We start from the raw sequence: 21,470 nt of genomic DNA on the forward strand, positions 1-21,470 counted from the left end.
TCCAGAACTCCCCCCTGGGGTGCAGCATAACGCCGCTGGCCCCGGCTCCGGTGCGCAGGCATCGACATTTCCTGAACGCGGACCGGCCCGCGCCGGCAGGCGACTAGGCAGTGGCGCGGCGAGCGCTTAGGCTGCGGCACGTGGATACCGCCGTCCAAGCCCCGACCGACGAAGCGCTGATGCTGGCCTACGCCGAGGGCGACGGCGCGGCGTTCGCCGAACTGTATGCGCGCCATCGCGCGCGCCTGTTCCATTACCTGCTGGGCCAGCTGCGCGACCGCTCGCTGGCCGAGGAACTGTTCCAGGACGTGTGGCAGCGGCTGATCCATGCCCGCTCGGGCTGGAAGCCGGAGGCGGCCTTCGCCACCTGGCTGTTCCGCATCGCCCACAACCGCCTGAACGATCATTGGCGCGCCGCCCGGCACCGGCCGGCGACGCCGGACGATGCCGATGAACGCACCGCGCGCCTGGCCGACACCTGCACGCCGGAGCTGCTGGCCGACGAGCAGGCGCAGCGGCTGCAGCTGCGCCAGGCGATGGCCGAACTGCCGCAGGAACAGCAGGAGGTCCTGATCCTGCGCCTGGAACAGGAACTGAGCCTGGAGGAGATCGGGCAGATCACCGGCGTGGGCCGGGAAACCGTCAAGTCGCGGCTGCGCTATGCGATGGACAAGCTGCGCGCGAGGTTGAGCGAATGAACATGTCCGAGCCCCTGACTCCCGAAGAGCGCGAACTGGCGCGGCTGCTGGGCCGCCCGGCCGCGGATCTCGCACCGTCGGCAGGCACCGACGCGGCCATCGCCGCGCTTGCGCGCGAACCGTCCGCAGCGCCGCCTCCGCGGCCTTCCGCGCCGCCGGCTGCGTTCACCGTCAGTGCCTCGCCTTCGCGGCATCGCCGGCGCCGCGGGCTGGTGTCGTCGCTGGCCGTGGCCGCCTCCCTGGTGCTGGCGGTCGGCCTGGCCTGGCAGCTGCGGCCGGTGCCGCCGTCGGTACCGCCGCCGCCCCTCGCCGCTCCCACCGCTGCGCAGGAAGCGCCGGCAGCGGACGCTGCGTCCGGGGGAGCGATGCCTGCACCACCGGCCGCACCCGAGGCAGCCGCCGCACGGCCGGCACCACCACCGCCACCGGTCGCTCCGGTTCGGGCCGCCAAGGCCGAAGCCAGGTCCACGCCCCGGCAGGAATCCGCACCGTCGCCGGCGCGCGCGGCCGCCGCGCCACCGCCGCCGCCCGCACCATCGGCATCGGCCAGTTACGTTCTGGAGCCCGCGCCCGTGGTCGTCGAAGCACCGGCGCAGCAGGCTGCACCGGCGGCGATGCGGCTGCGCTCCAGCGCGCCGCAGCCCCTTGCCGATGGAGCGGTGCGCACGACCGGTTCCGTGCTGCGCGAACAGGCCAGCGTCGCGGTCGTCGCGCCGGACGGCATCGACGAGGACGCCCGGCTCCCGCGCCGGAAGTGGCTGGAGCGCATCCGCTCCCGTCGCGACGAAGGCGATGCCGATGCCGCGCGCGCCAGCCTGGCGCGTTTCGTGCAGGCCTATCCGGAAGCGCGCATTCCGCGCGATCTGCGGCCGCTGCTGGCCGACTGAGCGGCGCGCGGCTCTCCGCCGCCGGCCAGCAGGGAGCCTGATCCGGCAAAACCATCGGCCGGCCGCCTAGAATGTGCGCGATGCCCGATACCCTCGCCGCGCCCGCCAGCCACGTGCTGGAGATCAAGCACAGCCGTTTCCTTGCCCAGGCCACGCCGATCGGCAGCGCGGCCGATGCGCTGTCCTTCCTCGCCGATGTCGCGGTGGCCGATGCCACCCACAACTGCTGGGCCTACCGCTGCGGCAACGAATACCGCTCCAGCGACGACGGCGAGCCCTCCGGTACCGCCGGGCGCCCCATCCTCGCCGCGATCGACGGCCAGGGCTACGACCGCGTGGCCGTGGTCGTGACCCGCTGGTATGGCGGCATCAAGCTCGGCGCCGGCGGGCTGGTGCGCGCCTATGGCGGCACCGCGGCCGAATGCCTGCGGCTGGCGCCGCGCCTGCCGCTGGTGGCGATGCGCCGGCTGCGGCTGGCCTGCCCGTTCGACGAACTCGGTACCGTGTACACGCAGCTGGCCACCCACGCGGCCGACAAACTCGACGAAGCGTTCGACGAGCACGGCGCGCAGCTGTCCATCGAACTGCCCGCCGACCGCGTGGACGGCTTGAAAACCCAGCTGCGCGACGCCACCCGTGACAGGGTGCGCTGGCTCGACGCCGGCGGCTGAGGCCGGTGCCGGCCCTCCCTTCTCCCGATGCCCCGCCCATGACCGAAACCGCACCTGCTTCCCCCACTTCCGCCAAGGCACGGCTGGGCACGCTGCGTGCGCTGTGGCCGTTCGTGCGCCGCCACATGGGGTTGTTCGTCGCCTGGCTGGTGGCACTGGCCGTCGCCTCGGCGGCCACGCTGAGTTTCCCGGTCGCGTTCCGGCGCATGATCGACGACGGCTTCAGCAACGGCAGCAACATCGACCAGGTATTCCTGCTGGTGTTCGCCGTGGTGGTGGTGCTGGCCGCGGCCAGCGCGGCGCGCTTCTTCTTCGTGTCCCTGCTGGGCGAGAAGGTCGTGGCCGACCTGCGCCGGCAACTGTACGCGCACCTGATCGGGCTGGATGCGCAGTTCCACGACCGCAACCGCAGCGGCGAGCTGGTCTCGCGCCTGTCGGCCGACAGCGAGCTGCTGCGCAGCGTGGTCGGCAGCAGCATGTCGGTGGCGCTGCGCAGTACCGTCACCGTGGTCGGCAGCCTGGCGATGCTGTTCGTCACCAGCCCGCGCCTGGCCGCCTTCACCCTGGTCGGCATCCCGCTGGCCGTGCTGCCGATCGTGCTCGGCGCGCGCCGCCTGGAGAAGGCCTCGCGCGCCAGCCAGGACCGCGTCGCCGATGCCAACAACCTCGCCAGCGAAACCCTCGGCGCGGTCCGCACCGTGCAGGCGCACGCGCGCGAAGGCTATGAGACCGGGCGCTTCGCCGAGGCGGTGCGCGTGGCGGTGGCGACCGCGCGCGGCCGCATCCGCACCCAGTCGCTGGTCACCGCCGTCGTCATCACCCTGGTGTTCGGCGCGGTGGTGCTGGTGCTGTGGTCCGGCGCGCACGACGTCATCGCCGGGCGCATCAGCAAGGGCGAACTGGGCCAGTTCGTGTTCTATGCGCTGATCGGCGGCGGCTCGGTCGGCGCCTTGGCCGAGGTATGGAACGAGCTGCAGCGCGCGGCCGGCGGCATGGGCCGCATCGCCGAGCTGCTGCAGGAACGCCCCGGCGTGCGCGCGCCGGCCATGCCGCTCGCCCTGCCCACGCCGCTGCACGGCGATATCCGTTTCGACGACGTGGTGTTCCACTACCCGCAGCGCCCGGGGCAGCCCGCGCTGGAAGGCTTCACCCTGCATGTGCGGCCGGGCGAGACCGTGGCCCTGGTCGGCCCGTCCGGCGCCGGCAAGAGCACGGTGCTGTCGCTGCTGCTGCGCTTCCACGATCCCGACGCGGGCACGATCAGCATCGACGGCATCGACCTGCGCCAGGCCGAACCGGCGGCGCTGCGCGAACGGATCGCGCTGGTACCGCAGCAGCCGGCGCTGTTCGCCTCCAGCGCGGCGGAGAACATCCGCTACGGCCGCCTGCAGGCCAGCGACGAGGACGTGCGCGCCGCCGCGCGTGCCGCCGAGGCCGACGACTTCATCCGTGCCCTGCCCGAGGGCTACGCCAGCGAACTGGGCGAGCGCGGCGCGCGCCTGTCCGGCGGCCAGCAGCAGCGCATCGCCATCGCCCGCGCCCTGCTCAAGGACGCGCCGATCCTGCTGCTGGACGAAGCCACCAGCGCGCTGGACGCGCAGAGCGAACGCGCGGTGCAGCAAGCGCTGGAACGGCTGATGGCCGGCCGCACCACGCTGGTGATCGCGCACCGCCTGGCGACCGTGCTCAAGGCCGACCGCATCGTGGTGATGGACCACGGTCGCATTGTGGCGCAGGGCACGCACGAACAGTTGCTGCGCGAAGGCGGCCTGTACGCGGAACTGGCGCGGCTGCAGTTCATCGACTGAACCGCAGCGCGATGCGCACCACGCATGACGCGCGTGACGATGCACGCGCGCGGACGAACATCCCTCGACGCCGGGCTAACGCGCGGCGCAGCACGCTGGCCCGGCCGAACCGGGTTGCATGCACGCAGGAGGTTGCCATGGCATTCCGCCAGTTCCCCGCCACCGACAGCAATGGCGAGAGCCACATCATCATCGAGTTCATTCCCGAGCCGGGAAACGCGGGCGATGGCGACGCCACGCCGCGCTATGAGCTGGACGACGGCCGCCACCTGCGGCGCAACGCGCGCGAATTCACCACCCTCGACGGCGAGCTGCGGCTGACGATCTGAAACCCGTGGGCGCGCAGGAATACGCTTGGCGAAGAATTGACCAGCCATCTTGACAGCCTTGCGCGACAAGGGCCGCCGGCGTTCATCCACAGGCTTGTGCGCAGGTCATCCACACCCGCTGTGGATGAATGCGCGCGGCAACGCGCGGACGCACGCAGCGACGCGACACAGCCAGACGGAATGGCCCGCCGTCGATCCGCCGATACCTGCGACGATGGCTGGCCAGGAATTGACCAGCCATCTTGACAGCCTTGCGCCGCAAGGGCTGCCGGCATCCATCCACAGGCTTGTGCGCAGGTCATCCACAGCCGCTGTGGATGAACGCGCGCTCAGCGGTCCAGCACCCGGCCGATGCCGCTGTGGTCGATCTCGCGCGCGGCCGCTTCCAGCACGGCCGGCGCGTAGCGCTGCGCGAAGCCCATGCGGAAGTGCACCTCGCCGCCGGGGGTGCGCGAGGAGTGGATCGAGGACAGGCTGATGCCATGCCGTTCGAACACGTGCAGCAGCTCGCGCAGCGAGCCGGCGCGGTCCTCGGGCAGGTGCACGCTCATCGCGCGCGTATCGGTCAGGTCGGCCAGCAGGTAGCCCAGCCGCTCGAAGCTGTAGTTGCCGTCGCGCAGGGTCTGCTCGCCCACCGCCGCGCGGTTGTCGTCGAGGAACTGGCTGCGGAACGCCGCGCGCGCCGCATCGCTGCCATCGGCCAGCTGCGCGCGCAGCTGCTGCAGCTGCCCCAGCAGGCGATCCAGCACCTCGCCCGCATGCGGATTGCCGAACTGGATGTCCTCGTAGATCGCCGGGTTCAGCGACAGGATGCGCGAGATCACCGCCGCATCCAGCTCGAACGCGGTCGAGCGGTACGGCATCAGCGCCTGCAGGTCGCCGAGCAGTGGTGCGTAGCCGCGCATCACCCCGGCCTGCGCCAGGTGGGTGGCATGCACCATCGCCTGCACCAGCGCCATTACCCGGTCGTGGTGCTCGGGCGTGGCCGGCACGCACTCGGCTTCCAGCGCGGCGTACAGCTGCTCCAGCCACGGCTGCCACGGCGCATCGACGCGCGCCTGGCACACCACCATCACCCGGCCCTTGAGCGTGGGCGCCTTGGGCGGTGCGGTCATCGGATGCAGGCCGGCCACGCTGGCCTGCGAACGCAGCATCGCCGCCACCGGCGCGCTCTTGATCGAGGTCACGTCCAGCCACAGGCGGCCGCGCTCGCGTCCGGCCGAGCGCCGCACGTAATCGTCGATCAGCGCCGGCGTATGCCGGATCGGCGCGGAGAACAGCAGCACGTCGGCGCGTTCCAGCAGCTGCTCCGGCGTCTGCGAGGCGGCATCGACCGGGTCGTGGCCGATCACCTCCAGGCCCATGCGCGACTGAAAGAAGCCGCGCAGCCAGCGGCCGTAGGCGCCGCCGCTGCCGACGATGCCGATGACGGGCGTCACCGGCGCCTGCGCCACGCTCATGCCAACCGCTCGGCGTGGAACCGGTACGGCGTGCCCAGCGCGGCCGGCGCCGCCGCCAGCACGTCGAACTCCTCCACGCCCTGGGCCAGCGTCGCCTCCAGCGCGGCATGCACGCCGGCGATGGCGCGGCCCACCGCGTCCTCGAACGCATGGCCCTTGAGCAGGAATGCCACCAGCAGCGACATCAGCACGTCGCCGGTGCCGGCCACGTCCACCGGCAGGTGCGGCGAAGCCCAGCGCCAGACCTGGTCGCGGCCGATCGCCAGCGTCACCAGTTCGCCGGGCACGCCGGACACCGAGTGCGCGATCACCCACTGCGGGCCGCGCTCCAGCAGGACGCGCGAGGCGGCGATGGCGTCGTCCTGTTCCAGCGCCGGCATGCCGGTCAGCCGCCCCAGCTCGAAGGCGTTGGGCGTGACCAGCCATGCATGCGGCAGCAGGCGCTCGGCGAAGATGCGTTCCAGCCCGGGTTCGACATAGGGCCCGGTGTGGGTGTCGCCGATCACCGGGTCCAGGCAGTAGCGCAGGCCCGGGCAGGACGGCAGCACGCCGTCGAGCCAGTCGGCGAAGGCCGCGCCGTTGGCGACGCTGCCAAAATAACCGGATACCAGCGCGCCGGCGCGCTGCGGCAGGCCGCGCTCGCTGGCACCCTGCAGCAGTTCGGCGAACCAGTCCGCCGGCAGCACGCGGCCGCGCAGCGTCGCGTAGAACGGCGCATTGCTGAGCAGGGTGGTGGGAATCTCCGCCACGCGCAGGCCCAGGGCGCGCAGCGGCGGCACCGCCGCGCTGTTGCCGGCGTGGCCATAGACCAGCTGCGACTGTACGGAGATCACGTCCACCGGCGAGGGCCCGTCCGGGCGCTGCCGGCGACCGTGCACGAGATGGCTGTGGTCGACGTCGTTCATCGCCGCATTCTACGCCTGCGGCAACGACGGCCGAGGGCATGGATGCGCACGCAACCAAACGCCGGAAACGACGAAGCCGCAGCGGGCTGCGGCCTCGATAGTCCCGTAGGAGCGACTTAAGTCGCGAAAGGGCTTCACCGGGAAAGCCATCGCGACTGAAGTCGCTCCTACAGAGAATCTTTGGATCAGGGCGACGTCATCCGGTCCCAGAAGCCCTTGACGCCATCCAGGAAGGTGGCCGACTTGGGCGAGTGCTTGCGCGCTTCGTCGCCGACGAAGGTCGCTTCGAACTGCTCCAGCAGCCTGCGCTGCTCGGCGGTCAGGTTGACCGGCGTCTCCACCACGATGCGGCAGTACAGGTCGCCTTCGGTGCGGCTGCGCACCGACCTGACGCCCTTGCCGCGCAGGCGGAACAGCTTGCCGGTCTGGGTCTCGGCGGGAATGCGGATCTCCGCCTCGCCGCCCAGCGTGGCCACGCGCACCGCATCGCCCAGCGCCGCCTGCGAGATGCGGATCGGCACTTCGCAGTGCAGGTCGTCGCCATCGCGGGTGAAGATGGGATGCTCGCGCACGCGCACTTCCACATACAGGTCGCCCGGCGGCGTACCGGCAGGGCCGGCCTCGCCCTCGCCCTGCAGGCGGATGCGGTCGCCGGTATCGACGCCGGCCGGCACCTTCACCGACAGCACCTTGTCTTCCTCGACGCGGCCGTTGCCGTGGCAGGTCCTGCACGGCCTGGCCACGATCTGGCCGCGGCCGCCGCAGTTGTGGCAGGCCTGCTGCATGGCGAAGATGCCGCGCTGCATGCGTACCTGGCCGCGCCCGCCGCAGACGTTGCAGGTCTCGACCTTGCCGTCCTCCGAGCCGCTGCCGTCGCAGTCGCGGCACTCGACCAGGGTCGGAATCTCGATGCGGCGCTCCACGCCGGCCACCGCTTCCTCCAGGTCCAGCTCCATCACGTAGCCGATGTCGGCGCCGCGGCGCGCCTGGCGCGCGCCCCCGCCGCCGAAGATGTTGCCGAAGATGTCGCCGAAGATGTCGCCCATGTCCGGGCCGCCCGGACCGCCGCCCATCCCGCCCATGCCATGCTCGAACGCGGCATGGCCGTGGGCGTCGTACAGGCGCCGCTTGTTGCCGTCGGACAGGACCTCGTAGGCCTCCTTGCATTCCTTGAAGGCGGCCTCGGCCGCGGCGTCGCCCGGATTGCGGTCCGGGTGATGCTTCATCGCGCAACGGCGATAGGCCTTCTTCAGCTCCTCGTCACCGGCGTCGCGGGAGACGCCCAGTACTTCGTAGTAATCGCGCTTGCTCATGCTCTACCTCTCCCTCCCCCTCCGCGGGGAGGGCTGGGGCGGGGGTTCGTTGATGCGACAAGGGTCCGGGACCGCAACGCGCTCCCGAACCCTCACCCCAACCCCTCTCCCGGAGGAGAGGGGCACTGGACATCAGGACTTCTTGTCGTCCTTGACCTCGGTGAACTCGGCGTCGACCACGTCGTCGCTCGACGGACCGGCCGCGCCGGCGCCCGGGGCCGGGCCGCCCTGCTCGCCGGCCGAGGCGGCGGCGTACAGCGACTGGCCGGCCTCCTCCAGCGCCTTGGACTTCGCTTCGATCTGCGCCTTGTCGTCGCCCTTCATCGCGGTTTCCAGGTCGGCCAGCGCCGCTTCCACCTTGCCGATGACATCGCCGCCGACCTTGCTGCCGTGCTCGGTGATGGCGCTGCGGGTGGCGTGGATCAGGCCGTCGGCCTGGTTGCGGGCCTGCACCAGCTCCTGGAACTTCTTGTCTTCCTCGCGGTGCGCCTCGGCGTCGGCCACCATGCGGTTGATCTCGTCCTCGGACAGGCCCGAACCGGCCTTGATCTCGACCTTCTGTTCCTTGTTGGTCTTCTTGTCCTTGGCCGACACATGCAGGATGCCGTTGGCGTCGATGTCGAAGGACACTTCCACCTGCGGCAGGCCGCGCGGCGCCGGCTCGATGCCGGTCAGGTCGAACTTGGCCAGCGACTTGTTGTATCGGGCCTGCTCGCGCTCGCCCTGCAGCACGTGCACGGTCACCGCCGACTGGTTGTCCTCGGCGGTGGAGAACACCTGCGAGGCCTTGGTCGGGATGGTGGTGTTCTTCTCGATGATCTTGGTGAACACGCCGCCCAGGGTCTCGATGCCCAGCGACAGCGGGGTCACGTCCAGCAGCAGCACGTCCTTGACGTCGCCGCCCAGCACGCCGCCCTGGATCGCGGCACCCAGCGCCACGGCCTCGTCAGGGTTGACGTCCTTGCGCGGCTCCTTGCCGAAGAACTCGCTGACCGCCTGCTGCACCTTCGGCATGCGGGTCTGGCCGCCGACCAGGATCACCTCGTTGATGTCGCTCGAACGCAGGCCGGCATCGTTCAGCGCGGTGCGGCACGGCTCGATCGACTTCCTGATCAGGTCTTCCACCAGCGCTTCCAGCTTGGCGCGGGTCAGCTTGATGTTCAGGTGCTTCGGGCCGGAGGCGTCGGCGGTGACGTACGGCAGGTTGACTTCGGTCTGCTGCGCGCTGGACAGCTCGATCTTGGCGCGCTCGGCCGCGTCCTTCAGGCGCTGCAGGGCCAGCGGGTCCTTGCGCAGGTCGATGCCCTGGTCCTTGTTGAACTCGTCGACCAGGTACTCGATGACGCGGTTGTCGAAGTCCTCGCCACCGAGGAAGGTGTCGCCGTTGGTGGCCAGCACCTCGAACTGCTTCTCGCCGTCGACATTGGCGATTTCGATGATCGACACGTCGAAGGTGCCGCCGCCCAGGTCGTAGACGACGATCTTGCGGTCCTTGTTGTCACCCTTGTCCAGGCCGTAGGCCAGCGCGGCCGCGGTCGGCTCGTTGATGATGCGCTTGACGTCCAGGCCGGCGATGCGGCCGGCGTCCTTGGTCGCCTGGCGCTGGCTGTCGTTGAAGTACGCCGGCACGGTGATGACCGCCTCGGAGACCTTCTCGCCAAGGAAGTCCTCGGCGGTCTTCTTCATCTTCTCCAGCACCTTGGCCGAGATTTCCTGCGGCGCCATCTTGCGGCCGTCGCTGGTCTGCACCCAGGCGTCGCCGTTGTCGTGGGCCAGGATGCCGTACGGCACGTGGGCGATGTCCTTCTGCACCTCGCCGTCGGTGAACTTGCGGCCGATCAGGCGCTTCACCGCGTAGAAGGTGTTCTTCGGATTGGTGACGGCCTGGCGCTTGGCCGAGGCGCCCACCAGCACTTCGCCGTCCTTGGTGTAGGCGACGATGGAGGGCGTGGTGCGGTCGCCTTCCGAGTTCTCGATGACGCGGGCCTTGCCGCCGTCCATGATCGCCACGCACGAGTTGGTGGTGCCGAGGTCGATACCAATGATCTTGCCCATGGGGGACTCCTGAGGATTCGTGTGCCGGCAGCCGCCGGGTATGAACGGGATGTGGGGGATGGCCGGATGACATTCAAGCCACCCCCGGAACACTGTTTGCCGGCGGCCGCCCGCGTTAAGGCGGCGGCCAGCCGGCGCGGGTCAGTCGACCCGGGCCACCACTACCAGCGCCGGCCGCAGCAGGCGCTCGTTGAGCAGGTAGCCCTTCTGGAACACGGTCACCACCGCGCCCGGGGCCACGCCGGCCGGGGCGTCGACCTGGCTGATGGCCTGGTGGTGTTCCGGATTGAAGGGCTGGCCGACCGGGTCGAGCAGGGTCAGGCCGTTGTCGGCGGCGACCTTGAGCAGTTGCTTGTAGGTCAGCTCCAGCCCTTCGCGCAGCGGGCTGGGCTCGCTGCCGGCCGCCGCCAGCCCGGCATCCAGGCTGTCGAACACCGGCAGCAGTTCGCCCAGCAGCTTCTCGTTGGCGAACTTGCGCGCCTGTTCGATGTCGCGCGCCACGCGCTTGCGCTGGTTCTCCAGGTCGGCGCGCTCGCGCAGCGACTCGCCCTTGAGCTGCTCGATCTCGGCGCGCAGCGCCTGGAGCTCGGCGTCCTGCGCCTCGGCCGCGCCGCCGGCGCTGTTCTCGGTCTCGAAATCGGGGTGGTCTTGGTTCATTTCCGGTTCCCTGGCGGTCGTTCTGCCGCCTGCCTGCTCCCCCGTATGTGGGCTGCCCCCCGGGTTTCAAGGCTCCGGCTCACTCCCTGCGACGGTCGCGCATTAATGTGGCGCACGCAGCGCCCTTCCCGGATTGACCTGCCGCATGCGCGTGCTAGCTTTGCGCGGCCCCAACCTCTGCCGACCATGCTCAGACATCTTTCGATCAAGGATTTCGCCGTCGTCCGCGCCACCGAACTGGAATTCGGGCCGGGCATGACCGTGGTTTCCGGCGAAACCGGCGCCGGCAAGTCGCTGATGGTCGATGCCCTGGGCTTCCTGTCCGGGCTGCGCGCCGACAGCGGCGTGGTCCGCCACGGCGCCGGCCGGGCCGAGCTTTCGGCCGAATTCGACCTCGCCGACGACGCCCCGGCCCGCCGCTGGCTGCAGGACAACGAGCTCGACGACGAGGACCAGTGCCAGCTGCGCCGGGTGATCCGCGCCGACGGCGGCTCGCGCGCCTTCATCAACGGCCGCCCGGTACCGGTGTCGCAGCTGGCCGAACTGGCCGCCTTCCTGGTCGAGATCCATGGCCAGCACGAGCAGCAGGCGCTGCTGTCGCGCCCCAGCCAGCTGGCCCTGCTCGACGCCTACGCCCGCAACGACGCCGAACGCGCCGCGGTACGCGCCGCCAGCGGCCAGTGGCAGGCGCTGATCGACGAGCGCGACGCGCTGTCGCAGCAGGGCGACGTCTCCGACCGCATCGCCTTCCTCGAACACCAGCTCGGCGAGCTGCAGCGCGAGGAACTGGAACCGGCGGCGGTGGCGGCGCTGGCCGCCAGCCACCGCCGCCAGGCGCATTCCACCGCGCTGATCGAGGCCTGCCAGTACGCCGGCAGCGCGCTCAATGGCGACGACGGCCCTTCCCTGCTCGGCCTGCTGCAGCAGGTGCGGCACGAGCTGTCGCGGGTCAGCCAGCACGACGCGCGGCTGGGCGAGATCGACGGCATGCTCGACGCCGCCGGCATCCAGCTGCACGAAGCGCTGGCCCAGCTGGACCGGGTGCAGGACGACCTGGACAGCGACCCGGAGGCCTTCGAGGAGATCGAACGCAGGCTCGGCCGCCTGCACGACCTGGCACGCAAGCACCGCGTGCCGATGGAGGAACTGTCCGCCACCCGCGACCGCATCGAGGCGGAGCTGGAGCAGTTGCGCGGCGCCGACGAGCGCCTGTCGCGGCTGGCCGGCGAGATCGACAAGGCCGCCACGCACTGGCAGGCGCAGGCCGCCCTGCTCACCGCCAGCCGCACTGCCTCGGCCAGGGCGCTGTCGGACACCACCACCGCCCTGATCGGCGAACTGGGCATGGGCGGCGGCCAGTTCCTGATCGAACTGGAACCCCAGCCGCAACCGCGCCCGGACCCGAATGGCGCCGAACGGGTCGAATTCCTGGTGGCGGCCAATGCCGGGCAGCCGCCGCGGGCGCTGCGCAAGGTTGCCTCCGGCGGTGAGCTTTCGCGCATTTCGCTGGCCATCGAGGTAGCCGCGCTGGGCCTGGATGCGGTGCCGACCATGGTGTTCGACGAAGTGGACTCGGGCATCGGCGGTGCCGTGGCCGACATCGTCGGCAAGAAACTGCGTGCCCTGGGCGAGCGCCGCCAGGTGCTGTGCGTGACCCACCTGCCCCAGGTGGCCTCCAAGGGCCACGCCCATTACCGGGTCAGCAAGGCCCCGGTGGAGGGCATGACCCAGAGCGCGGTGGAACTGCTCGACGCCAGGGGGCGCGAGGAAGAACTGGCGCGCATGCTCGGCGGCGCCGAAGTCAGCAAGGAAGCCCGCGCCGCCGCCCGCAAGCTGCTGGCCGAGGTCTGAAGCGGGCCCGCCCGGATCTCGCCGGTGGCAGGCCCTTCACGGGCCGCTCGTGACAAGCGCCTCCGGCCCGCGAGGACGGACTGAAAGAGGTTGTGCGGCGAAGCCCCGCCCCTCGGGCACCGGAATGGTCTTCCTCGCCCGGCGTTGGCGCCTTCTTCCGGCGGGAGCCAGGCGCCTCCGCTGACGACTTGAAGTTCCCGAAAACGAAGACACCGGCCCACGGCCGGTGTCTTTGCCTGCCTGCGCGGCACCAGGCCGCCGCTCAGCGCCGCTTCTTGCGCACGTACAGCACCAGCGAATGCTCTTCCAGCTCGTAGCCGTGGTCGGCCGCGATCTTCTTCTGCAGTTCCTCGATCTCGCGGCTTTCGAACTCGATGATCTTGCCGGTATCCACGTCCACCATGTGGTCATGGTGGCCGCCGCGGTCCAGTTCATAGACCGCCTGCCCCCCTTCGAAATTGTGCTTGAGCACCAGGCCCGCCGCCTCGAACTGGGTCAGCACGCGGTACACCGTGGCCAGGCCGATCTCGTCGCCGCAATCGAGCAGCTGCCGGTAGATGTCCTCGGCGGTCAGGTGGTGGTGGGGGGTGTTCTGCTCGAGCAGCGCCAGGATGCGCATCCGCGGATGCGTCACCTTCAGGCCGACTTTGCGCAGGTCGTTGGATTCCATGGCCATCGTGTTCATTGGCGGTTTAACGCCAGTTGCCTCCGGTCAGATCGCGCTGGGTGCCGGGGAGTGTATCATCGCCGTGATTTCCTCAATCGCCCGTCCCAATGCGCAACCTCCTGCTGATCGCCGTTGTCGCCCTGTCCACCACCGGCTGCGGCATCATCTACAAGCAGCCCATCTACCAGGGCAACCTGCTGCAAGAAAAGTCCGTCGCCCAGCTGCAGGCCGGCCAGAGCAAGCAGCAGGTCAATGCGCTGCTGGGAACGCCGTCCATTCCCGATCCGTTCCATGCCCAGCGCTGGGACTACACCTCCAGCCAGCGCGTGAACCGCCTGGGCAAGACCGAGGTGAAGAACTTCACGGTGTTCTTCGAGAACGACCGCGTCACCCGCTGGGAAGGCGACTACTTCCCCAACCAGGACGCGGAACTGGCCCAGAGGAGCGTGCGCCAGTTCGGCCGCAACCTGGCCAAGGACAAGAAGAAGCGCGGCGGCCGCTGAATCCAGCCGCCACGCACGGGATCAATCGCCGCCGCGCGCCCGCCGGCGGCGATTTTCTTTGGGGTCGGCCAGCAGCGGCCGGAGCAGTTCGATGCGGTCCCCGTCGTGCAGCACCTGCTGTGGCCGCGCCAGCACGCCATGGACCGCCATGGCCACGGAATGGCCGCCAGCATCCAGCGCCGCCGCTTCCACGGCCTCGCCGACGGTGCAGCCCTCCGGCAGGACCAGTTCCCGGCGCAGGTAGCGCTCCGGCCAGGCCAGCACCACGTCCACGCGCACGGTTCAGCCCCCCTGCTCGGCCACGCGCACGAAGTCGTTGACCATGCGGTCGGCCAGCCCCTGGAAACCGAGCGCCAGCGCCGGCCCGAGCAGGCGCGAGGTCGGCTCGAACTCGAGCTCGAGGCTCACCTTGCAGGCGGTGTCGGACAGCGGCTGGAACTGCCAGCGCCCATGCAGGCGCTTGAAGGGACCATCCCTCAACTGCATGTCGATGCTGCCCGGGCGCTGCAGCGCGTTCTCGGTCATGAACCAGGTGCGGAACGAGCCCAGCCCCAGGTCCAGCCGGGCCACCAGGCGCTCGGGCCCCTCCTCCAGGATCTGCGCCGCCTCGCACCAGCGGAAACGCCGCGGATAGGCGGCGACGTCATTGACCAGGTCGAACATGCGCTCGGCCGGCTGTTCGACCAGGGCGCTGCGGCGGATGGTAGGCATGCGGGATACGGATGGATGTTCGGAAAGCCCCCGAATCGGAGACAATACGGAAATGAGCAAGAAACCCGGTAAGGATAAAGCAAAGAACGCGCAGGCCGACAAAACCATCGCGCTCAACAAGCGCGCGCGCCACGAGTACCACCTGGAGGAACGCTTCGAGGCCGGGCTGGTGCTGCAGGGCTGGGAGATCAAGGCCATCCGCGCCGGGCGCGGCAACATGACCGACGCCTACGCCTACGTGAAGGACGGCGAGATCTTCCTGATCGGCGCGCAGATCACGCCGCTGATCCAGGCCTCCACCCACACCATTCCCGAGGACCGGCGCCAGCGCAAGCTGCTGCTGCACCGGCGCGAGATCGACAAGCTCATCGGGCGGGTGGAGCGCGACGGCTACACGCTGGTGCCGACCGCGATGTACTGGAGCAAGAACCGCATCAAGCTCGAAATCGCGCTCGCCAAGGGCAAGCAGGCCCACGACAAGCGCGATGCGGCCAAGGACCGCGACTGGGCACGCGAGAAGCAGCGCGCCCTGCGCGCCCACAACCGCAACGCCTGAGTGCGGAGCGGCGGGCCGCCGCCCCGCCCTCAGCCCTGCAGCAGCGCCCGCCCGCCGCGCACGCGGACATCGCACCGGCGCTGCGCGACATGCAGCGCCGCCAGCGGCACCACCACGGCGAGCCGCCCGGCATGGCGCTCATCGCCCGCCATCCAGCGCCGCGCCTCTGTTGCGGCTTCCGCAGGCAGCACTGCCAGCAGTTCCGCATCCTCCAGCGAGTCAACGACTGCCTGCAGGCGCACGGAAAAGCCGGATACGCGGGCCGCATAGCCCGCCGCCTGCACCACGGCAATGACGCCGCCGAGTTCTGCCAGGCCCCTGGCCACCCACAGGCCCGCCACGACGCCCAGGGCCGATGACACCGCCAGCAGCAGCATCGCCGCGAACCCTGGACGCCCGAGTGGCACCAGCGCAGGCTGCCGGAATGCGCGACGGCAGAGCACGGCAAGCGCCAGAACGGCCAAGGCCTGCATGCCCGGCTGCACCGCCATGAATGCGGCGCCCACCGCCATCACCAGCCCTAGGCACATCCACGAGGATGGCATCGCGCGCCGGCGGAAATCCGCCCCGACGTTCGCGGCCAGTCCATTCAAGCGATACGAACCAGGGGACTGCATCGGGCCATGCCAGCACAGGAATGTGACGGCCATGTTCGGCAGCAGCACGTCGCAGAAAGGTCGCAGCACCGTCAAGCGCCTGCCGTCGCGCCTGCGCATGCCGTATCGCCTGCAGGCGACTCGTGCATCCCGGCAAAAGAAAAGCCCAGCCGGTAAAGGCTGGGCTCGATAGATGGTGGAGGTGGGCGGAATTGAACCGCCGTCCGAAGGCACTCCATCCCCGGCACTACATGCTTAGCTCGCCGTTGTATCTCGCCCCGGAACAGCACGGCGCGCAAAGCGCATCCCGGAACCAGCCCGCTTCATCTAGCCTGGGGCTGACGGGCAGCCACCCCATGCGATTCCGTGATGATGACCCTACGCAGCGAGCACGGACACAAGCTGTTTCGGGGCTTAGGCCTTAAGCGGCCAGAGCGTAGTTGTCGTCGTTGGCAACTATGAGTTGTGCAGCTGGATTTACGAGGAAAGCTACCCCCTCGGCATGCGCCAAGCGACTTCACAACCCCCGTCGAAACCAGTGCACCCCCGATTTCTTCAAGAATCTTCAGTCTTCATCGCCAGATCCGCGGTGCGGTCCAGTCGATGCTCGACAACGATCATGTTACGCGATGCAGGGGGATGCGTCACCTCCACGCGGCACGATGGACATCTCGCAGTCATGCGCTCCCGCATTGCCGGACCCACGACGCGGATGCATGCCCCTGAAACGAAAAACGTCCGCAAACCCAGTGGCTTGCAGACGTCTTCAACTGGCGGAGTGAGAGGGATTCGAACCCTCGATAGAGCTTTTGACCCTATACTCCCTTAGCAGGGGAGCCCCTTCGGCCTCTCGGGCATCACTCCGTTTTTCTTTCACCCTGCCGCGTGTTCCGTGGCAGGGCGCGAAGAATACCGTTTAACGGGGTGAAAGGTAAACCCTTATTCGGAAGTTTCTTCACTTCCCGACGCAGCCGGCTCGTCGCCGCGCTGGATACGCTGGAAAATCTCTTCACGGTGCACCGCCACGTCCTTCGGCGCGGTGATACCGATACGTACCTGGTTGCCCTTGACGCCGAGCACGGTCACGCTGACCGAGTCACCAATCATCAGGGTTTCGCCTACACGGCGAGTCAGGATCAACATTGTGCAATCTCCATGGAACCGGTGGGTTTCCCACCGGCATTGGCGCGCCAGGTACCTGCGCCCCACGACAAAGGGAAAAGACCCCCAATGTTAATGGCAGGGCGCCAGCACCTTCAAGGCGCGCGATTGTCTACATTCATGCCAAGTGTGGCTTGACCCACGCCAGCACGCCTTCGAGCGCGGCGACCAGCCTGGGACCGTCTTCACCGCCACCCTGCGCCAGATCGGGACGACCACCGCCCTTGCCACCGATCTGACCGGCGACATGGGACAGCAGTTCCCCGGCCTTGACCTTGCCCATTGCCGAGCCATTCACGCCGGCGACCAGGGACGCCTTGCCGTCCTGGGTGCCGGCCAGCAGGATCACCGCGTCGCCCAGCTGCTGCTTGAGCCGGTCCATCGCATCGCGCAGCGCCTTGGCGTCGAAGCCTTCCAGGCGCGCGGCCAGCACCTTCACGCCACCGACCTCGACGGCCGAAGCGCCCAGATCCGCGGTCGCCCCCGACGCCAGCTTGGCCTTGAGCGCTTCCAGTTCGCGCTCGAGCTTCTTCTGTCGCTCTCCGAGCTGGCGGATCTTCTCGACCACGTCGGTCGCCGCGCCGCCCAGCAGGCTCGCGGCCTCGGCCAGGCGGGCCTCCTCGGCGTCGACGTGGTCCAGCGCGCCCTGCCCGGTCACCGCCTCGATGCGGCGCACGCCGGAGGAGACGCCACCTTCGGAGGTGATCTTGAACAGGCCGATGTCGCCGGTGCGCGACACGTGGGTGCCGCCGCACAGTTCGGTGGAGTAGTCGCCCATCTTCAGCACGCGCACGTTTTCGCCGTACTTCTCGCCGAACAGCGCCATCGCGCCGAAATCCAGCGCTTCCTGCATGCCCATGTGGTGCACTTCGGCGGCGTTGTTGGCGCGCACCTGCTCGTTGACCTTGCGCTCGATGACCGCCAGTTCGTCCGCGCTGATCGGCTGGAAGTGGGAGAAATCGAAGCGCAGGCGGTCCGGCGCCACCAGCGAGCCCTTCTGCTGCACGTGGGTGCCGAGCACCTCGCGCAGGGCGGCATGCAGCAGATGGGTGGCCGAATGGTTGAGGATGGTGGCGCTGCGACGCGCGGTGTCGATCGCACCGGAGAGGATGTCGCCGAGCTTGATCGCGCCCTGCTTCACGGTACCGACATGGCCGTGGAACTGGCCGGCGAACTTCTGCGTGTCGGAAACCGCGACCTCCACGCCATTGCCGGACAGCACGCCGGTGTCGCCTACCTGGCCACCCGACTCGGCGTAGAACGGGGTCCTGTCGGTGAACACGATCACCTCGTCGCCGGCCTGCACGGCCTCCACCGGACGCCCGTCCCGGAGCAGCGCGACGACCTTCAGGCCGTCGGCCTGCAGGTGCTCGTAGCCCAGGAAGGCGGTCGGCGACAGCGTGGCGACCAGCTCGGCCGGCAACTGCACGCCACCGCCGAACTTGCCGGCGGCACGGGCCATCTCGCGCTGGTGTTCCATGGCCGTGTCGAAGCCGGCCATGTCCACCGTCATGCCGCGCTCACGGGCGATGTCGGCGGTCAGGTCGACCGGGAAACCATAGGTGTCGTACAGGCGGAACGCATCGGCGCCGGGAATGACGCCGTCGCCGACCTTGGCCGCGACGTCGTCGAAGATCTTCATGCCCGCGTCCAGGGTCTCGGCGAAGCGCTCTTCCTCGGCCAGCAGCGCCCTCTGCACCGTGGCGGCGGCTGCCGGCAGTTCCGGATAGGCCTCGCCCATCAGCTCGACCAGGGTCGGCACCAGCTGATGGAAGAACGGCTGGCGCACGCCCAGCATCCAGCCGTGGCGCAGGGCGCGGCGGATGATCCGGCGCAGCACATAGCCGCGGCCTTCATTGGAGGGCAGCACGCCATCGACGATGAGGAAGGAGCAGGCGCGGATGTGGTCGGCGATGACGCGCAGCGACTTGTTCTCCAGGTCGGCGGTGCCGGTCAGCGCGGCGGCCTTGCGGATCAGCGCCTGGAACAGGTCGATCTCGTAATTGGTGTGCACGTGCTGCAGGATCGCCGCCAGGCGCTCCAGGCCCATGCCGGTGTCCACGCACGGGGCCGGCAGCGGCACCAGGGTGCCGTCGGGCTGGCGGTCGAACTGCATGAACACCAGGTTCCAGATTTCGATGAAACGGTCGCCGTCCTCGTCCGGCGAGCCCGGAGGGCCGCCGGCGATGTGTTCGCCGTGGTCGAAGAAGATCTCGGTGCACGGACCGCAGGGGCCGGTGTCGGCCATCTGCCAGAAGTTGTCCGAGGCGTACGGCGCGCCCTTGTTGTCGCCGATGCGCACGATGCGGTCTTCCGGCACGCCGATCATGTCGCGCCACAGCGCGTAGGCCTCGTCGTCGTTGTGGTAGACGGTGACCAGCAGGCGTTCGGCCGGCAGCTTCCAGACCTGGGTCAGCAGTTCCCAGGCCCAGGCGATGGCGTCCTTCTTGAAGTAATCGCCGAAGGACCAGTTGCCCAGCATCTCGAAGAAGGTGTGGTGGCGTGCGGTGTAGCCGACCGAGTCGAGGTCGTTGTGCTTGCCGCCGGCGCGCAGGCAGCGCTGGACATCGGCCGCACGCACATAGCTGCGCTTCTCCGCGCCCAGGAACACGTCCTTGAACTGCACCATGCCGGAGTTGGTGAACAGCAGGGTCGGGTCGTTGCCCGGCACCAGCGGCGCGGACGGCACGATGGTGTGCCCCTTCCCCTTGAAGAACTCGAGGAAATCGGCGCGGATCTGTGAGGTGGTGAACTTTACGGGTGTATTCATGAGGACTGGCGATAGGCGGGCTGGCGGCAGCCGGCTCCCCACGCGGTTCGTGGATCCGGAACGGCCGAAACCCTGAAAGGGTATCAGGCCCGGTCCGTTCAGTCCTCTGGGTCGTAGCGGGTGGCGCTGCGGATGCAGGTGCCGTCGAAGCCACGCCGGGCCAGCATGTCCGCCGCCTTGCGCCGCTGGGCCAGGTCCTGCGGCCCGTCCGGGCCAAAACGGCGGCAGACGAGTTCCCGGGCCAGCTCCGCCCAGTCGCCTTCGAAGGTGGCCATCGCCGCCTCGACCGACTCGCTGTCCAGGCCATGGGTGCCCAGCTCGGCACGGATATGCAGGGGGCCGTATCCACCACCGGAGCGGTTGCGTACCAGGGCCTCGGCAAACCGGGTGTCGTCCTGCCAGCCCTCTTCGGCCAGTTTCGCCACCGCGGCGTCGACTTCGTCGGCATCGACGCCCCGGGCCTTGAGCTTGCGCCCCAGTTCCTTGCGCGAGTGCTCCCGCCGCACCAGCAACCCCAGGGCGCGCTGCCGCGGCGTCTGCTCACGTGGCCGCCGGCTGCGACGGCCAGGCCGATCTTCGCTGTCGTTCATTGCGTTACCTGCCATCGTGCGCGTACGGGGCATGCCCCTTACCTACCTGCTGGCAACCCTGCTGCGGGGCATCCGTCTGCCTCAATGAAACCGCGGGGACGGGACGACGTCACTGACGATGCGCCGCCCGCCCCCGCGGGAAAATCATTCCTCGTCTTCCGCGTCACCCGCTTCGCGGGCGGCATCGGCCGGCTGGAATTTCTCGCGCAGTTCGGCCTCGAGCCTGGCCGCCACCTGCGGGTTGTCGCGCAGGTAGCCGCGGGCGTTGTCCTTGCCCTGGCCGATGCGTTCGTCGCCGTAGCTGTACCAGGCGCCCGCCTTCTCCACGAGCTTGGCGTCCACGCCCATGTCGATCAGTTCGCCCTCGCGGCTGATGCCCTCGCCGTACAGGATTTCGGTGACCACCTGCTTGAACGGGGGCGCCAGCTTGTTCTTGACGACCTTGATCTTGGTCTGGTTGCCGATGATCTCGTCGCCCTTCTTGATGGAACCGATGCGACGGATGTCCAGGCGCACCGAGGCGTAGAACTTCAGCGCGTTGCCGCCGGTGGTGGTTTCCGGACTCTGGCCGGGCATCATCACGCCGATCTTCATGCGCAGCTGGTTGATGAAGATCACCAGCGTGTTGGAGCGCTTGATGTTGCCGGTCAGCTTGCGCAGCGCCTGGCTCATCAGGCGGGCCTGCAGGCCAGGCAGCTGGTCGCCCATCTCGCCTTCGATTTCGGCCTTGGGGGTGAGCGCGGCGACCGAGTCGATCACCAGGATGTCCACCGAGCCGGAACGCACCAGCATGTCGGCGATTTCCAGCGCCTGTTCGCCGGTATCCGGCTGCGACAGCAGCAGGTCGTCCACGTTCACGCCCAGCTTGGCGGCGTAGATCGGGTCCAGCGCGTGTTCGGCGTCGATGAAGGCGGCGGTGCCGCCCTGCTTCTGGCACTCGGCGATGGCCTGCAGGGTCAGGGTGGTCTTGCCCGAGGACTCGGGACCGTAGATCTCGACCACGCGGCCCTTGGGCAGGCCGCCGATGCCCAGCGCGATGTCCAGCATCAGCGAGCCGGTGGGGATGGCTTCGACGGGTTCGACCACGCGGTCGCCCATGCGCATCACCGAGCCCTTGCCGAACTGCTTTTCGATCTGGCCCAGCGCCGCGGCAAGTGCACGCTTCTTGTTATCGTCCATCGGGGTCTTCCTCGTCGTTGATGTCATGGATTTCGTCATGGGTCCACTGTAGCGGGGCCGTATCGCACAGGCTGAGACTGGTTGCGGCAGGGCCAGATTATTG

The 21,470-nt window shown here is 69.2% G+C and carries 21 protein-coding genes, 1 tRNA gene and 1 other RNA gene; 8 read left to right on the forward strand and 15 right to left on the reverse strand.

All coding sequences use genetic code 11. The features are described from left to right. The first annotated feature begins 179 nt into the window (after positions 1 to 179). The 5 genes from AC06FP_RS16040 to AC06FP_RS16060 all read left to right on the forward strand — a co-directional run bounded on the left by AC06FP_RS16040 (position 180) and on the right by AC06FP_RS16060 (position 4,393). A complete protein-coding gene (locus tag AC06FP_RS16040; protein WP_478076241.1) occupies positions 180 to 698 on the forward strand; it encodes an RNA polymerase sigma factor in 519 nt (172 codons plus the stop codon). Further along, a complete protein-coding gene (locus AC06FP_RS16045) occupies positions 695 to 1,585 on the forward strand; it encodes a hypothetical protein (RefSeq protein WP_478076223.1) in 891 nt (296 codons plus the stop codon). The genes AC06FP_RS16040 and AC06FP_RS16045 overlap by 4 nt, the downstream gene beginning before the upstream one ends. Positions 1,586 to 1,665: 80 nt before the next feature. After that, positions 1,666 to 2,256, forward strand: a complete 591-nt coding sequence (locus AC06FP_RS16050) for an IMPACT family protein (RefSeq protein WP_478076224.1) — start codon at positions 1,666 to 1,668, stop codon at positions 2,254 to 2,256. 38 nt (positions 2,257 to 2,294) lie between these two features. Next, a complete protein-coding gene (locus AC06FP_RS16055) occupies positions 2,295 to 4,064 on the forward strand; it encodes an ABC transporter transmembrane domain-containing protein (protein ID WP_478076225.1) in 1,770 nt (589 codons plus the stop codon). Between the two features lie 137 nt (positions 4,065 to 4,201). Then, positions 4,202 to 4,393 (forward strand): hypothetical protein, encoded by a 192-nt coding sequence (locus AC06FP_RS16060; RefSeq protein ID WP_456116473.1) that lies wholly within the window; start codon positions 4,202 to 4,204, stop codon positions 4,391 to 4,393. A gap of 329 nt (positions 4,394 to 4,722) precedes the next feature. Here AC06FP_RS16060 and AC06FP_RS16065 read toward each other — a convergent pair whose 3' ends face one another. From AC06FP_RS16065 to grpE, 5 genes are all read right to left on the reverse strand, one after another. Then, a complete protein-coding gene (locus AC06FP_RS16065; protein WP_478076226.1) occupies positions 4,723 to 5,853 on the reverse strand; it encodes a prephenate dehydrogenase in 1,131 nt (376 codons plus the stop codon). After that, positions 5,850 to 6,758, reverse strand: coding sequence for a pyridoxal kinase (gene pdxY / locus AC06FP_RS16070; RefSeq protein WP_478076227.1), 909 nt, complete (start codon positions 6,756 to 6,758; stop codon positions 5,850 to 5,852). Before pdxY ends, AC06FP_RS16065 begins: the two co-directional genes overlap by 4 nt. Positions 6,759 to 6,943: 185 nt before the next feature. Beyond that, positions 6,944 to 8,071, reverse strand: coding sequence for a molecular chaperone DnaJ (gene dnaJ / locus AC06FP_RS16075; protein ID WP_478076228.1), 1,128 nt, complete (start codon positions 8,069 to 8,071; stop codon positions 6,944 to 6,946). Positions 8,072 to 8,203: 132 nt separating this feature from the next. Next, positions 8,204 to 10,126 (reverse strand): molecular chaperone DnaK, encoded by a 1,923-nt coding sequence (dnaK, locus tag AC06FP_RS16080; protein ID WP_478076229.1) that lies wholly within the window; start codon positions 10,124 to 10,126, stop codon positions 8,204 to 8,206. A gap of 141 nt (positions 10,127 to 10,267) precedes the next feature. Next, positions 10,268 to 10,783: a nucleotide exchange factor GrpE gene (gene grpE / locus AC06FP_RS16085; protein ID WP_456116478.1), complete on the reverse strand. Its 516-nt coding sequence runs from the start codon at positions 10,781 to 10,783 to the stop codon at positions 10,268 to 10,270. A gap of 186 nt (positions 10,784 to 10,969) precedes the next feature. Between grpE and recN the strand changes: the two genes are divergently transcribed. Further along, on the forward strand, positions 10,970 to 12,634 hold the full coding sequence (gene recN, locus AC06FP_RS16090) for a DNA repair protein RecN (RefSeq protein ID WP_478076230.1): 1,665 nt from the start codon (positions 10,970 to 10,972) through the stop codon (positions 12,632 to 12,634). A gap of 262 nt (positions 12,635 to 12,896) precedes the next feature. Here recN and fur read toward each other — a convergent pair whose 3' ends face one another. Beyond that, on the reverse strand, positions 12,897 to 13,304 hold the full coding sequence (fur, locus tag AC06FP_RS16095; protein ID WP_433854183.1) for a ferric iron uptake transcriptional regulator: 408 nt from the start codon (positions 13,302 to 13,304) through the stop codon (positions 12,897 to 12,899). A gap of 104 nt (positions 13,305 to 13,408) precedes the next feature. On the opposite strand from fur, the gene AC06FP_RS16100 reads away from it, so the two are divergent. Then, positions 13,409 to 13,804, forward strand: coding sequence for an outer membrane protein assembly factor BamE (locus AC06FP_RS16100; protein WP_456116480.1), 396 nt, complete (start codon positions 13,409 to 13,411; stop codon positions 13,802 to 13,804). 21 nt (positions 13,805 to 13,825) lie between these two features. Here the strand turns inward: AC06FP_RS16100 and AC06FP_RS16105 are convergent, their stop codons facing one another. Both AC06FP_RS16105 and AC06FP_RS16110 read right to left on the reverse strand, forming a co-directional pair. After that, entirely contained in the window at positions 13,826 to 14,083 is a 258-nt protein-coding gene (locus AC06FP_RS16105) for an RnfH family protein (protein WP_478076231.1), read from the reverse strand. 3 nt (positions 14,084 to 14,086) lie between these two features. Then, positions 14,087 to 14,515 carry a type II toxin-antitoxin system RatA family toxin gene (locus tag AC06FP_RS16110; protein WP_456116482.1) on the reverse strand — a complete coding sequence of 143 codons (429 nt, stop codon included), beginning with the start codon at positions 14,513 to 14,515 and terminating at the stop codon, positions 14,087 to 14,089. Positions 14,516 to 14,567: 52 nt separating this feature from the next. Here AC06FP_RS16110 and smpB point away from each other — a divergent pair, with 52 nt between their 5' ends. Continuing rightward, on the forward strand, positions 14,568 to 15,071 hold the full coding sequence (smpB, locus tag AC06FP_RS16115) for an SsrA-binding protein SmpB (protein ID WP_182334702.1): 504 nt from the start codon (positions 14,568 to 14,570) through the stop codon (positions 15,069 to 15,071). A gap of 29 nt (positions 15,072 to 15,100) precedes the next feature. On the opposite strand, the gene AC06FP_RS16120 is transcribed toward smpB, so the two are convergent. The 7 genes from AC06FP_RS16120 to recA all read right to left on the reverse strand — a co-directional run bounded on the left by AC06FP_RS16120 (position 15,101) and on the right by recA (position 21,367). Continuing rightward, positions 15,101 to 15,787 carry a hypothetical protein gene (locus AC06FP_RS16120; protein WP_478076232.1) on the reverse strand — a complete coding sequence of 229 codons (687 nt, stop codon included), beginning with the start codon at positions 15,785 to 15,787 and terminating at the stop codon, positions 15,101 to 15,103. A 74-nt stretch (positions 15,788 to 15,861) separates the two neighbouring features. After that, positions 15,862 to 16,215, reverse strand: a transfer-messenger RNA (tmRNA) gene (gene ssrA, locus AC06FP_RS16125). Positions 16,216 to 16,438: 223 nt separating this feature from the next. After that, positions 16,439 to 16,531 (reverse strand) — tRNA-Ser (locus AC06FP_RS16130). Positions 16,532 to 16,606: 75 nt separating this feature from the next. Continuing rightward, complete coding sequence (gene csrA / locus AC06FP_RS16135; RefSeq protein WP_054656818.1) at positions 16,607 to 16,810, reverse strand: carbon storage regulator CsrA; 204 nt, start codon at positions 16,808 to 16,810, stop codon at positions 16,607 to 16,609. 136 nt (positions 16,811 to 16,946) lie between these two features. Next, positions 16,947 to 19,598 (reverse strand): alanine--tRNA ligase, encoded by a 2,652-nt coding sequence (alaS, locus tag AC06FP_RS16140; RefSeq protein WP_478076233.1) that lies wholly within the window; start codon positions 19,596 to 19,598, stop codon positions 16,947 to 16,949. Positions 19,599 to 19,696: 98 nt separating this feature from the next. Further along, a complete protein-coding gene (gene recX, locus AC06FP_RS16145; protein WP_456116485.1) occupies positions 19,697 to 20,188 on the reverse strand; it encodes a recombination regulator RecX in 492 nt (163 codons plus the stop codon). Between the two features lie 144 nt (positions 20,189 to 20,332). Then, entirely contained in the window at positions 20,333 to 21,367 is a 1,035-nt protein-coding gene (gene recA / locus AC06FP_RS16150) for a recombinase RecA (RefSeq protein WP_456116486.1), read from the reverse strand. Positions 21,368 to 21,470: the final 103 nt, after the last annotated feature.

Source organism: Stenotrophomonas sp. Steno-Z2 (assembly GCF_056393235.1).

What these genes read in the sequence shown, in the direction of transcription:
- AC06FP_RS16040 (WP_478076241.1), top strand. Translation starts at nt 180, where the DNA reads ATGCTGGCCTACGCCGAGGGCGACGGCGCGGCGTTCGCCGAACTGTAT.
- AC06FP_RS16045 (WP_478076223.1), top strand. Translation starts at nt 695, where the DNA reads ATGAACATGTCCGAGCCCCTGACTCCCGAAGAGCGCGAACTGGCGCGG.
- AC06FP_RS16050 (WP_478076224.1), top strand. Translation starts at nt 1,666, where the DNA reads ATGCCCGATACCCTCGCCGCGCCCGCCAGCCACGTGCTGGAGATCAAG.
- AC06FP_RS16055 (WP_478076225.1), top strand. Translation starts at nt 2,295, where the DNA reads ATGACCGAAACCGCACCTGCTTCCCCCACTTCCGCCAAGGCACGGCTG.
- AC06FP_RS16060 (WP_456116473.1), top strand. Translation starts at nt 4,202, where the DNA reads ATGGCATTCCGCCAGTTCCCCGCCACCGACAGCAATGGCGAGAGCCAC.
- AC06FP_RS16065 (WP_478076226.1), bottom strand. Translation starts at nt 5,853, where the DNA reads ATGAGCGTGGCGCAGGCGCCGGTGACGCCCGTCATCGGCATCGTCGGC.
- pdxY (WP_478076227.1), bottom strand. Translation starts at nt 6,758, where the DNA reads ATGAACGACGTCGACCACAGCCATCTCGTGCACGGTCGCCGGCAGCGC.
- dnaJ (WP_478076228.1), bottom strand. Translation starts at nt 8,071, where the DNA reads ATGAGCAAGCGCGATTACTACGAAGTACTGGGCGTCTCCCGCGACGCC.
- dnaK (WP_478076229.1), bottom strand. Translation starts at nt 10,126, where the DNA reads ATGGGCAAGATCATTGGTATCGACCTCGGCACCACCAACTCGTGCGTG.
- grpE (WP_456116478.1), bottom strand. Translation starts at nt 10,783, where the DNA reads ATGAACCAAGACCACCCCGATTTCGAGACCGAGAACAGCGCCGGCGGC.
- recN (WP_478076230.1), top strand. Translation starts at nt 10,970, where the DNA reads ATGCTCAGACATCTTTCGATCAAGGATTTCGCCGTCGTCCGCGCCACC.
- fur (WP_433854183.1), bottom strand. Translation starts at nt 13,304, where the DNA reads ATGGAATCCAACGACCTGCGCAAAGTCGGCCTGAAGGTGACGCATCCG.
- AC06FP_RS16100 (WP_456116480.1), top strand. Translation starts at nt 13,409, where the DNA reads ATGCGCAACCTCCTGCTGATCGCCGTTGTCGCCCTGTCCACCACCGGC.
- AC06FP_RS16110 (WP_456116482.1), bottom strand. Translation starts at nt 14,515, where the DNA reads ATGCCTACCATCCGCCGCAGCGCCCTGGTCGAACAGCCGGCCGAGCGC.
- smpB (WP_182334702.1), top strand. Translation starts at nt 14,568, where the DNA reads ATGAGCAAGAAACCCGGTAAGGATAAAGCAAAGAACGCGCAGGCCGAC.
- AC06FP_RS16120 (WP_478076232.1), bottom strand. Translation starts at nt 15,787, where the DNA reads ATGCGCAGGCGCGACGGCAGGCGCTTGACGGTGCTGCGACCTTTCTGC.
- csrA (WP_054656818.1), bottom strand. Translation starts at nt 16,810, where the DNA reads ATGTTGATCCTGACTCGCCGTGTAGGCGAAACCCTGATGATTGGTGAC.
- alaS (WP_478076233.1), bottom strand. Translation starts at nt 19,598, where the DNA reads ATGAATACACCCGTAAAGTTCACCACCTCACAGATCCGCGCCGATTTC.
- recX (WP_456116485.1), bottom strand. Translation starts at nt 20,188, where the DNA reads ATGAACGACAGCGAAGATCGGCCTGGCCGTCGCAGCCGGCGGCCACGT.
- recA (WP_456116486.1), bottom strand. Translation starts at nt 21,367, where the DNA reads ATGGACGATAACAAGAAGCGTGCACTTGCCGCGGCGCTGGGCCAGATC.